The sequence below is a fragment of the Streptomyces sp. NPDC127084 genome, assembly GCF_042724175.1.
Taxonomy (GTDB): domain Bacteria; phylum Actinomycetota; class Actinomycetes; order Streptomycetales; family Streptomycetaceae; genus Streptomyces.
The window spans coordinates 1-10,930 of sequence record NZ_JBHXFA010000170.1; the positions used below are offsets into that span (position 1 = coordinate 1).

Consider the following 10,930-nt stretch of genomic DNA (forward strand, 5'->3'; position numbering starts at 1 on the left):
GGCCATGGCCTCCCCCACACCCGTCGCACCCTTGGTCGGCCTAGCCGTTGTCGTCCTCGGTGTCGAGGCCGAGATCCGGCAGCAGCCCGGGCAGCAGCGGCGGGATGGTGACATCCGGCATGGGCGCTGTCGGATTGGCATCGGACGGGAACGACGGTGTGGTCATCCCACCCGGCGGGTCGAGCAGATCGCCCGTGCCGCCGTCGAGCAGCCCTCCGTCATCCGGTGAGGAGCCCGAGTCCGAAGGGCTGGGCCGCAGGTCGTCCTGCCCGTGCCCCTGGCCCATGGCGGGGGAGGACGGCGAGGACTGGCCTGTACCGGACGAACCCGTCGAGCTGCCGGAGCCTTCCGGACTGGCTCCGCCGCGCTGAGGTCCGGTGCTCCCCTGACCAGGGGCGGCGGGCAGCAGCGACCGGAGCGGCCCGACCTCTTGGTCTATGGCGTCGAAGACCGAGTTCACCTCGTCGCCGACGTCATTGAGCTGGACGGGGAGGCGCTCGCGCAGCCCGTTCCACACCTCGCGGTGGGAGTGGGAGAACGAGGACAGGGTCGCGATCGGGCCGAGCGATCCGTCCCGCTCGTAAGCCTGGTGGAGCAGGCGGTGGCCCTCAGTGGCGTCGTGGCGCATTCCGGTCAGGGCGCGCCTCACCTCGCCCAGAGACTCGTGGTCGAGCTGTCCGGACCGGCCCCGCTCCATCAGCCGACGGGCCTCGCTGAGCCGCGTGGACGCCTGGTCGAGGTAGATGCCGCCGCGATCGGCGTCGTCGTCCGCCATCCCCAGCTTGAAGTCCTCCATGCCCCGTTTCAGCCCGTAGAGGGAATCTCCAGGGAGGGCGTCGGAGCTGGCGGCGGCCACTCCACCGAAGGCGCCGGCGGCGACTCCGACGGTGAGACCGCCCGCCGCGAGGCCCTTGGACCAGCGGGAGCGCGGCTTCAGCTTCCGGAGTGGCGATGCCCGGTGGGTGCCGTGGCCGGAGCTTCGCTGCCCTGGTACGGCAGGACTCGCGGACGCACCTCCTCCAAGCGCCGTGCCCTCCAGGAGCATGGCCTCCATGGCGGCGACGAGCTGAGCTCGCTGCACCACCTTGACCTCGGGGTCCAACTCGGGCTTCGGCAGCTCGCCGAGGCCGTTCGCCAAGGCCAACAGCCGTGTCCGCTCGGCCGGTTCTGCCGAAGTGTCGGGCTGTTCGGCCGCCGCGCCCAGGAGTGTCTGATCCTCCAGGGCCTGGGCGAAGGCGTTCGCCCGCCGGTGTGCCGAAACGTTCGCGATCACTGGCGGCACCTCCTCTCGTCATGACGGTCGACTCCTCGGGGGGTCCGGAAGGTTGCACACCTTGAGCGCATCCACACGAAAGAGTGAGTGGCCGCGGGCGTGACGTGACCGCAGGGAGTCTGCATTCCGCACAACGAGCGGCTCGGCAGTTGGGTTACGCGCGAAGGATGATCGGACCAGTGCGTCATCAGCCGCTCACGGGTGGTGAGTTGAAGGGACGGGACGGCGTGGGGGGCTGGTGCGTGGGGGGCGGTACATGAGAAGGGCGCGATGTGGGGAGGGGTGGGGGTGATCCCCATGACCAGGAGGTCAGCGGGCATCGTCGGGGAGCAGCCGGGCCAGAGTGCGGACGGCTCGGTACTGAAGGGTCTTGATCGCACCTTCGTTCTTGCCCATCACCCGCGCGGTCTCGGCAACTGAGAGTCCCTGGAGGAAGCGCAGGGTGACGCATTCCTGCTGTTGCGGGTTGAGCTTGCGCACGGCTTCGAGCAGTGCGGCGTTCGAGAGGGATTCAAGCACCGAGTCCTCGGGGCTTCGCTCGACCTCGTTGGCGTCGAGCATCTCCCCGGTGGTCACTTCCAGCCGGAATCGGCTCGACTTGAAGTGGTCGGCGACCAGGTTGCGAGCGATGGTGACCAGCCAGGCGCCGAAGTCCCGGCCCTGCCAGGTGAAGGTGGAGATACGGCGCAGAGCACGCAGGAAGGTCTCGCTGGTGAGATCCTCCGCCGTCGCCTTCCCGCCGACCCGGTAGTAGATGTAGCGGTAGACGGTGTCGCTGTACTGGTCGTAGAGCCGGCCGAAGGCCTCCGCCTCACCCGCCTGGGCCCGTTCGACCAGGTCCATCATGCGCGCGCTGTCGCTGTCCGCGCTGGGACGGCGGGTGGTGGCCGAGCTGCCGCGACCGCCCCTTCGGGCGAGCTCCCGCCCGTCGCCGGAGCCGCGTCCCTCGACGACGCCGCTGCGCGCCGACCCCTTCTCGATGCCGCCCGTGAGGGCGTAGCAGGGGCCGACAGGGCCGAGGGCGGCTGGGCTCGGCGTGGCGAAGGCGGGGATGGCGTACGCGGTGGGGACGAAGCCGCGCAAGTGGTCGGCGACCGTTGCGCGCAGCGTAGCCAGGCCCGAGGCGTCAACCCCGACGTGTGGGTACACGGGACTCCCAGAGGCAGAGCTTCCATCACGAGCAGATGCGGGACCGTTCACCCGTCATGGCGACGTGTGGGGTCCTTAATGCGTCTGAGGAGAATAACGCTTCGTACAGGCAGCGCTACACCCAGTTGCTCAAATCATCGATTACGTCGCTTCTCTTACGACAAAGCGACGGATGCAGCAGCAATTTGTGATCGATTGATGATCGAAATGCTTCGGGATCTGCTTTCACGCGTCACGCGTTGTGTTCATCTGCCCGCAACGACGCTGGCCACGGGCGTGCTCGGGGGTGCGGCGCGATGCGGCGTGCCGCGCACTGGGCCGCGGTCACGGTCGGCTTGGTGTCCGCGGGAAACGGGGTGGCATGCCCATACGAATGAATCAACGGGGAATTCGCGCGAATGTGCCCACATCCAAACGGGTGTGGGCGCAAGTGTGCAGCGGGCGGCTCAGCCCGGCGTAAATCCGTTCGGAATTGTTCGGGCGTGCGTGTGCGCGTGGGTGCGCGCGCGGGAGCGATCATGGGCTCAGGCGCGTGCGGGGCCTGCGCGGAGTGTGGTCGCGGGTGGGCGAGGGGTGGGCGGGGTCGGGCGCGCGTGGCCCGTCGCGCCTCAGCGTCGGCGCCGGTGCAGCGCGACCGCCGCCGCCGTACCGCCCGCCAGCGCGCCCACACCGGCGGCGGCTGGGATGCCGACCTTCGCCGCCTTGCGGCCCGTGCGGTAGTCGCGCAGCCGCCAGTCGCGCTCCCGCGCGTATTTGCGCAGCTTGGTGTCCGGGTTGATCGCGTACGGGTGGCCGACCAGGGAGAGCATCGGGATGTCGTTGTGCGAGTCGCTGTACGCCGCGCAGCGGGCGAGGTCCAGGCCTTCGGCCGCGGCCAGCGCGCGTACCGCTTCGGCCTTCGCGGGGCCGTGCAGCGGCTCACCCACCAGCTTCCCGGTGTACACACCGTCGACGGACTCGGCGACCGTGCCGAGCGCGCCGGTCAGTCCGAGCCGCCGGGCGATGATGGTGGCGGTCTCCACGGGAGCCGCGGTGACCAGCCACACCCTCTGGCCGGCGTCGAGATGCGCCTGGGCGAGCGCGCGCGTACCGGGCCAGATGCGGTCCGCCATGTACTCGTCGTAGATCTCCTCGCCGATCGACATCAGCTCCGAGACCCGGTGCCCCTTGACGATGGACAGCGCGGACTCGCGCACGTCCTGCATATGGTCGGGATCCTCGACTCCGGCGACCCGGAACCACGCCTGCTGCCAGGCGAACCTCGCCAGTTCGCGGCGCTGGAAGAACTTCCGCTTGTACAGCCCCCGGCCGAAGTGGAAGATCGCGGCGCCCTGCATGACGGTGTTGTCCAGGTCGAAGAAGGCCGCGGCGAGTGAGTCCCCGACCACCGGGAAGTCCGGCTCCCGCCGCCCCGGTTCGTCGCCATCGCCGACCGCCGTCCCGGCCTCCGCTTCAGCGGCGAGCCGCTGCGAGGTCTTGCGGGCAGCCTCGGCGGCGGCCTCGCCTGCCAGCACGCTCCGTGCGGTGGCGGAGCGCCTACGGGGGGTGAGCCATCCCAGTCCGGCCATGGCGTGAGCATAGCCAGTCCGTCCGCGACTTCCCGACTCGCGGGGATGCGAAGGCGTGAACTCTGCGTGGCCGGGTCGTAAAACGCGATCACCGGTGTCGGCGTCGGCGTCAATGGCCGCGGCGACTTGTCGCGCGTGTGGCCGGAAGCACGTCCACGAGTGCGACCGGGAGTAGAGGGCCGGGGCGGAGAATGGAGGTATGAGTCCTCTGCTGCGGCGTACCAGGCGTCCGAAGAAGAATCCCGCCGAACGGGTCGTGACCCTGATCGGAAAGCCCGGATGCCACCTCTGCGACGACGCCCGGGCCGTGATCGAGCGGGTCTGCGCGGAGACGGGCGCCGTATGGGAGGAGAAGGACATCACCCGCGACGCGGAGCTGCACCGGGCGTACTGGGAGCAGATCCCGGTCGTTCTGGTGGACGGTGAGCAGCACACCTTCTGGCGGGTGGACCCGGACCGGCTCCGGCGTGAGCTGGGGGTATGACCCGGAGGGTGGTTACCATCGTGGGCGTTTCGCCGGTGTCTCGGGGGCGTGGACGTAAGGAGTGTGAAACGCGGTGCCCCCTTCGGGATTTCTACGACCGGGAGCGGCGAGCGGTTCCGGAATCCCGCTTTCAGTCCGCGTGACCCCGGTCACTTTGGTCGGACAAAGCGGACACCATCTTTGTGCACGCGTTCACAAAGACATAGCCTGCATTCGACGGGGCGGTCCTGGGACGTACGACCGCCTACAGCCTCGCTCATCCCGCAGGAGCACCGTGGCAACTGGCCGAACTCACCGACCGGCGACTCGTAGCCGAGGAATTCCCGAGGCCACCGTCGCCCGGCTTCCGCTGTACCTGCGCGCGCTGACCGCGCTCTCGGAGCGCTCCGTGCCCACGGTCTCGTCGGAGGAGCTGGCGGCGGCGGCGGGGGTGAACTCCGCGAAGCTGCGGAAGGACTTCTCCTACCTCGGCTCGTACGGGACCCGCGGTGTCGGCTACGACGTCGAGTACCTCGTCTACCAGATCTCCCGCGAGCTCGGCCTGACCCAGGACTGGCCGGTCGTGATCGTCGGTATCGGCAACCTCGGCGCCGCCCTCGCCAACTACGGCGGCTTCGCCTCCCGCGGCTTCCGCGTCGCCGCGCTGATCGACGCTGATCCGGCGATGGCCGGGAAGCCGGTCGCCGGGATCCCGGTCCAGCACACGGACGAGCTGGAGAAGATCATCTCGGACAACGGCGTCTCCATCGGGGTCATCGCGACGCCCGCCGGGGCCGCCCAGCAGGTGTGCGACCGGCTGGTCGCCGCCGGTGTCACCTCCATCCTCAACTTCGCCCCCACCGTGCTCGTGGTGCCGGACGGGGTCGACGTACGCAAGGTCGACCTGTCGATCGAACTCCAGATCCTGGCGTTCCACGAGCAGCGCAAGGCCGGTGAGGAGACGGACGGCGAGACGCCCGCCGCCGTACCGCCGGTGGCCGCGTCCGCCGGGACCCCGCCCCATGCGGCCCCCGCGAACCCCGGGAACGCCGAGGACACGGAAGGCGCCGAGGCCGCGGAAGGCATGGCAGCCGCCGCGCCGACCGCCGGTACCGGTACCAGCACGGGGACCAGCACCAGCAGCACCGGCTCCGGCCGGAAAGGGCCCGACGGGGACGTTCCCGCCGTGATGCCGGCATGAGTCTCCTGGTCGTCGGACTCAGTCACCGCAGTGCCCCGGTCAGCGTGCTGGAGCGCGCCTCGCTGTCCCCGGACACGCAGGCCAAGCTGCTCCAGGACACCCTCGCCGCGGAGCCCGCGGTCGAGGCGTCCGTGCTCGCCACCTGCAACCGCATCGAGCTGTACGCCGACGTCGACAAGTTCCACGCCGGTGTCGCCGAGCTGTCCACGCTGCTCGCCCGGCACAGCGGCGTCGGTCTGGAAGAGCTGACCCCTTATCTGTACGTGCACTACGAGGACCGGGCCGTCCACCACCTCTTCTCGGTGGCCTGCGGACTCGACTCGATGGTCATCGGCGAGGGCCAGATCCTCGGCCAGATCAAGGACGCCCTCGCACTCGGCCAGGACCTGCACACCGCGGGGCGGCTGCTGAACGACCTTTTCCAGCAGTCGCTGCGGGTCGGCAAGCGCGCCCACAGCGAGACCGGGATCGACCGGGCCGGCCAGTCCCTCGTCACCTTCGGGCTCGAGCAGCTCGCCCAGGGAACCGACGTCGAGACCTGGGCGCGGGGCAAGCGGGCCCTGGTCATCGGCGCCGGTTCGATGTCCTCGCTGGCCGCTGCGACGCTCGCGCGGGCCGGGGTGGCCGAGGTGGTCGTCGCCAACCGGACGCATGAGCGTGCCGAACGGCTGGTCCGGATCCTTACCGAGCCGGGTGGTACGGGCGTGCGCGCCCGCGCCGTCGACATGGCGGCGGCAGGTGACGAGCTGACACGTGCCGACATCGTGGTCTCCTGCACCGGCGCGACCGGCCTGGTGCTGGGAGTGGAGGCGGTCGAGGCCGCGCTGAAGAGCCGCGAGCCCCACGGCGAGGGCACACCGCTCGCGCTGCTCGACCTCGCCATGCCCCGCGACATCGACGCCGCCGTACACCGACTCGACGGGGTCCGGCTGGTGGACATCGAGTCGCTTGCCGAAGCCTCGGCGGACGCCCCTATGGCCGCCGACGTGGACCAGGTGCGCACCATCGTCTCCGACGAGGTGGCCGCGTTCGGCGCGGCCCAGCGCGCCGCGCACATCACCCCGACCGTGGTCGCGCTGCGCGCCATGGCCGCCGATGTGGTCGCCGGTGAGGTCGCCCGCCTTGAGGGCAGGCTGCCCGACCTGGACGAACGGCAGCGCTCCGAGGTCGCCCAGACCGTGCGCCGCGTGGTCGACAAGCTGCTGCACGCACCCACCGTGCGGATCAAGCAGCTCGCGGCCGAGCCCGGCGGCGCCGGGTACGCGGACGCGCTGCGCACACTCTTCGACCTCGACCCGGAGACGGTCGCAGCCGTCAGCCGGGCCGACCTGAACGACGCCGACGTCAAGAACCGAGGGCGAGTATGACCGAGAAGGCGGAGAGGGCCGGCAAGGCTCTGAGGCTGGGGACCAGGCGCAGCAAGCTCGCCATGGCCCAGTCCGGGCATGTGGCGGAGGCGGTGACCCGGCTGACCGGCCGGCCTGTCGAGCTCGTCGAGATCACCACGTACGGCGACACATCCCGTGAGCACCTCGCGCAGATCGGCGGCACAGGTGTGTTCGTCACCGCGCTGCGGGACGCGCTGCTCGCCGGTGAGGTGGACTTCGCGGTGCACTCGCTGAAGGACCTGCCGACCACGCAGCCCGATGAGCTGACGCTGGCCGCGATCCCGCTCCGCGAGGACCCGCGGGATGTGCTGGTCGCACGCGACGGGCTGACGTTCGACCGGCTGCCGAACGGCGCCAGGATCGGCACCGGCTCGCCGCGGCGGATGGCCCAGCTGCACGCTCACGCACGGGCGCTCGGGCTGGAGATCGAGACCGTGCCGATCCGGGGGAACATCGACACCCGCATCGGATACGTACGGAACGGGGAGCTGGACGCCGTGGTGCTTGCCGCGGCCGGGCTGAACCGTATCGGCAGGATCAGCGAGGTGACCGACTTCCTGTCGGTCGACGCGGTGCTGCCCGCCCCCGGCCAGGGGGCTCTGGCGGTCGAATGCCTCTCGGGCAACACCGACCTGGCCGCCGCGCTGGGCGGACTCGACGACCCGGACACCCGGGTCGCCGTGACCGCCGAGCGATCCCTGCTCGCCGCCCTGGAGGCCGGTTGCAGCGCACCTGTGGGTGCCCTCGCCGATCTGCCGGCCGACGCACAGGATGTTCATGAACTGCGCCTGCGCGGCGTCGTCGGTACCACCGACGGCTCGACGCTGGTGCAGATGTCCACCACCGGTCCCGTACCCACGTCGCATGACGCGGCCGTGGCACTCGGCCGCGAACTCGCGGACGAGATGCTTGCCAAGGGTGCGGCCGGTCTTATGGGGGAGCGAGCACTTTGAGCCCCACCACCATTGCCACATCCGCCTCTTCGGCGTTCTCCGCACGGGGGCATGTCACCTTCCTCGGCGCCGGTCCCGGTGACCCGGGGCTGCTGACGCTGCGCGCCGTCGAGGCGCTGGCGGGCGCGGACGTGCTGATCGCCGAGCCCGATGTCCTCGAGGTCGTTCGCGGCCATGCGCGGGCAGGCGTAAGCACGCCGGAGCTGACGGTTGTTGACGAGGCGTCAATAACCGCCGACGTCCCTGTGTTGAGGGATGCGGCCAATCTTGTCATGGAGGCCGCGCGGGGCGGCAAGCGGGTCGTGCGTGCGGTGGGCGGTGACCCCGGGCTCGACGGAAACGCAGGCCAGGAGATGCTCGCCTGCGCGGCCGCGGGCATCCCGTTCGAGGTCGTCCCCGGTGTCGCCACCGCCGTGGGCGTGCCCGCCTACGCGGGGGTGCCGCTGCGCGACGGACAGGGCGCCGATGTGCGCTTCATAGACGCGCGCACGGCCGACGAGCGCTGCTGGACCGAGGTCGGGGCCTCGGACGGCACCGTCGTCGTGTCCACCTCGCTGGACGCGGTGGCCGCCGCGGCCGGTGAGCTGGTCGCTGCCGGGCGCAAGCCCGACACCCCGCTGACGGTGACCGTGGCCGGTACGACCACGCGGCAGCGGACGTGGACGGCGACGCTCGCGACCATCGCCCAGGTGTTCAAGCAGGGGAAGGTGCTCCCGTCGCCCGAGGGGCACCGGCCGGTCATAGCCGTGGTCGGCGAGCGCAGTGCCCCGGCCCAGCGTGAGCAGCTCGCGTGGTTCGAGTCCAAGCCGCTGTTCGGCTGGCGGGTGCTCGTACCGCGCACCAAGGAGCAGTCAGCCTCGCTTTCCGACCAGCTGCGCTCGTACGGCGCCGTGCCGCACGAGGTGCCGACCATCGCCGTCGAGCCGCCGCGTACGCCCCAGCAGATGGAGCGGGCGGTCAAGGGCCTGGTGACCGGTCGCTACGAGTGGATCGCCTTCACCAGCGTCAACGCGGTCAAGGCGGTGCGCGAGAAGTTCGAGGAGTACGGGCTCGACGCCCGCGCCTTCGCCGGGATCAAGGTGGCGGCGGTGGGCGAGCAGACCGCCCGCGCGCTGATCGAGTTCGGCGTCAAGCCGGACCTGGTGCCCAGCGGTGAGCAGTCGGCCGCCGGACTCCTGGAGGACTGGCCGCCGTACGACCCTGTCTTCGACCCGATCGACCGGGTGTTCCTGCCGCGGGCCGACATCGCCACCGAGACCCTGGTCGCCGGTCTGATCGAGCTCGGCTGGGAGGTCGACGACGTCACGGCCTACCGCACCGTGCGGGCCTCGCCGCCGCCGGCGGACACCCGTGAGGCGATCAAGGGCGGCGGTTTCGACGCCGTGCTCTTCACGTCGTCGTCGACGGTGCGAAACCTGGTGGGCATCGCCGGGAAGCCGCACAACGTCACCGTGATCGCCTGCATCGGCCCGGCCACCGCGAAGACCGCGGAGGAGCACGGGCTGCGGGTGGACGTGCTGTCGCCGGAGCCTTCGGTGCACAAGCTGGCGGAGGCGCTGGCGCAGTTCGGCGCACGGCGCCGGGAGGCGGCGCTGGAGGCGGGCGACCCGGTGACCAGGCCGAGCGAGCGGCGGCCGGGTGCGCGGCGGAGGCGTACGACGTGACCTGAGTGAGCCGTTCGGCCTGAGTGCCTGAGGGGGTCATGGGGCGTGTCCCCGTGGCCCCTTCGTCATACGGGTGCCAAGTGCCGCGTCATGGGCGGTGGGGCGGCGGGTGCACCGGCGCAGTGTCGGTAAGAGCGTGCGCGGGACGGGCGTAACGTGGGCCGTATGACTGTGTACGGACCCTTTCCCGGCTCGCGTCCGCGACGGCTGCGTACCACCCCCGCGATGCGCCGTATGGTCGCCGAGACCCGGCTCCATCCCGCCGACCTGATTCTTCCCGCGTTCGTACGGGAGGGTGTGAGCGCGCCGGTGCCGATCGCGGCGATGCCCGGGGTCGTCCAGCACTCGATGGACACCCTGCGGAAGGCGGCCGTCGAGGCCCGGGAGGCCGGTGTCTCCGGGATCATGCTGTTCGGCGTGCCTGAGGACGCCAAGAAGGACGCCGCGGGGACCGCGGGCACCGACCCGGACGGGATCCTCCAGGCCGCCATCCGGGCCGTGAAGGACGAGGTCGGCGACGAGCTCGTGATCATGTCGGATCTGTGCCTGGACGAGTACACCGACCACGGCCATTGCGGTGTGCTGGACGCCGAGGGCCGGGTGGACAACGACGCCACACTGGAGCGGTATGCCGAGATGGCACAGGTCCAGGCGGACGCCGGCGTCCATGTGGTGGGCCCGAGCGGGATGATGGACGGTCAGGTCGGTGTCATCCGGGACGCCCTGGACACCATCGGCAAGGAGGACGTCTCGATCCTCGCCTACACCGCCAAATACTCATCGGCTTTCTACGGGCCGTTCCGCGAGGCCGTCGCGTCCTCCCTCACGGGCGACCGCAAGACCTACCAGCAGGACCCGGCGAATCTGCGCGAATCCCTGCGCGAGCTGGCGCTCGACCTGGAGGAGGGCGCCGACATGGTGATGGTCAAGCCGGCCGGGCCGTATCTGGATGTGCTGGCGCGGGTGGCGGACGCGGTGGACGTGCCGGTGGCCGCGTACCAGATCTCGGGTGAGTACGCGATGGTCGAGGCGGCGGCCGAGAAGGGCTGGATCGACCGCGACAAGGCGATCCTGGAGACCCTGACCGGGATCAGGCGGGCGGGTGCGCAGATGATTCTGACGTACTGGGCGACGGAGGTCGCGCAGAAGCTCGACCGTGCCTGACGCCTGACATTCGCCGTTTGAGGCGTGGCGTGGCGTGGCGTGGCGTGGCGTGGCGTGGCGTGGCGTGCGCAAGCCGAAAGGCGTCGGGGGGGGGGTGGGGTCCACCC

The 10,930-nt window shown here is 70.7% G+C and carries 9 protein-coding genes; 6 read left to right on the top strand and 3 right to left on the bottom strand.

The genetic code is table 11. The features are described from left to right. Window positions 1–40: 40 nt before the first annotated feature. The 3 genes from ACFWI9_RS28700 to ACFWI9_RS28710 form a co-directional block, all read right to left on the bottom strand. Entirely contained in the window at window positions 41–1,273 is a 1,233-nt protein-coding gene (locus ACFWI9_RS28700) for a DUF5667 domain-containing protein (RefSeq protein WP_387166416.1), read from the bottom strand. 309 nt (window positions 1,274–1,582) lie between these two features. Continuing rightward, window positions 1,583–2,422: an ECF subfamily RNA polymerase sigma factor, BldN family gene (locus ACFWI9_RS28705; RefSeq protein ID WP_387166418.1), complete on the bottom strand. Its 840-nt coding sequence runs from the start codon at window positions 2,420–2,422 to the stop codon at window positions 1,583–1,585. Between the two features lie 608 nt (window positions 2,423–3,030). After that, window positions 3,031–3,990: an HAD family hydrolase gene (locus tag ACFWI9_RS28710; RefSeq protein WP_387166420.1), complete on the bottom strand. Its 960-nt coding sequence runs from the start codon at window positions 3,988–3,990 to the stop codon at window positions 3,031–3,033. A gap of 199 nt (window positions 3,991–4,189) precedes the next feature. Here ACFWI9_RS28710 and ACFWI9_RS28715 point away from each other — a divergent pair, with 199 nt between their 5' ends. From ACFWI9_RS28715 to hemB, 6 genes are all read left to right on the top strand, one after another. Continuing rightward, the gene (locus ACFWI9_RS28715; RefSeq protein WP_387166422.1) at window positions 4,190–4,474 is read left to right on the top strand and encodes a glutaredoxin family protein; all 285 of its coding nucleotides are present in this window, start codon (window positions 4,190–4,192) and stop codon (window positions 4,472–4,474) included. A gap of 274 nt (window positions 4,475–4,748) precedes the next feature. After that, on the top strand, window positions 4,749–5,654 hold the full coding sequence (locus tag ACFWI9_RS28720; RefSeq protein WP_387166424.1) for a redox-sensing transcriptional repressor Rex: 906 nt from the start codon (window positions 4,749–4,751) through the stop codon (window positions 5,652–5,654). Continuing rightward, window positions 5,651–7,021, top strand: coding sequence for a glutamyl-tRNA reductase (locus ACFWI9_RS28725; RefSeq protein ID WP_387166426.1), 1,371 nt, complete (start codon window positions 5,651–5,653; stop codon window positions 7,019–7,021). Before ACFWI9_RS28720 ends, ACFWI9_RS28725 begins: the two co-directional genes overlap by 4 nt. Beyond that, window positions 7,018–7,995: a hydroxymethylbilane synthase gene (gene hemC / locus ACFWI9_RS28730; RefSeq protein WP_387166428.1), complete on the top strand. Its 978-nt coding sequence runs from the start codon at window positions 7,018–7,020 to the stop codon at window positions 7,993–7,995. The genes ACFWI9_RS28725 and hemC overlap by 4 nt, the downstream gene beginning before the upstream one ends. Continuing rightward, window positions 7,992–9,659, top strand: coding sequence for a uroporphyrinogen-III synthase (locus ACFWI9_RS28735; protein ID WP_387166430.1), 1,668 nt, complete (start codon window positions 7,992–7,994; stop codon window positions 9,657–9,659). The genes hemC and ACFWI9_RS28735 overlap by 4 nt, the downstream gene beginning before the upstream one ends. Before the next feature lie 165 nt (window positions 9,660–9,824). Beyond that, window positions 9,825–10,823 carry a porphobilinogen synthase gene (gene hemB / locus ACFWI9_RS28740; RefSeq protein ID WP_387166432.1) on the top strand — a complete coding sequence of 333 codons (999 nt, stop codon included), beginning with the start codon at window positions 9,825–9,827 and terminating at the stop codon, window positions 10,821–10,823. Window positions 10,824–10,930 lie beyond the last annotated feature (107 nt).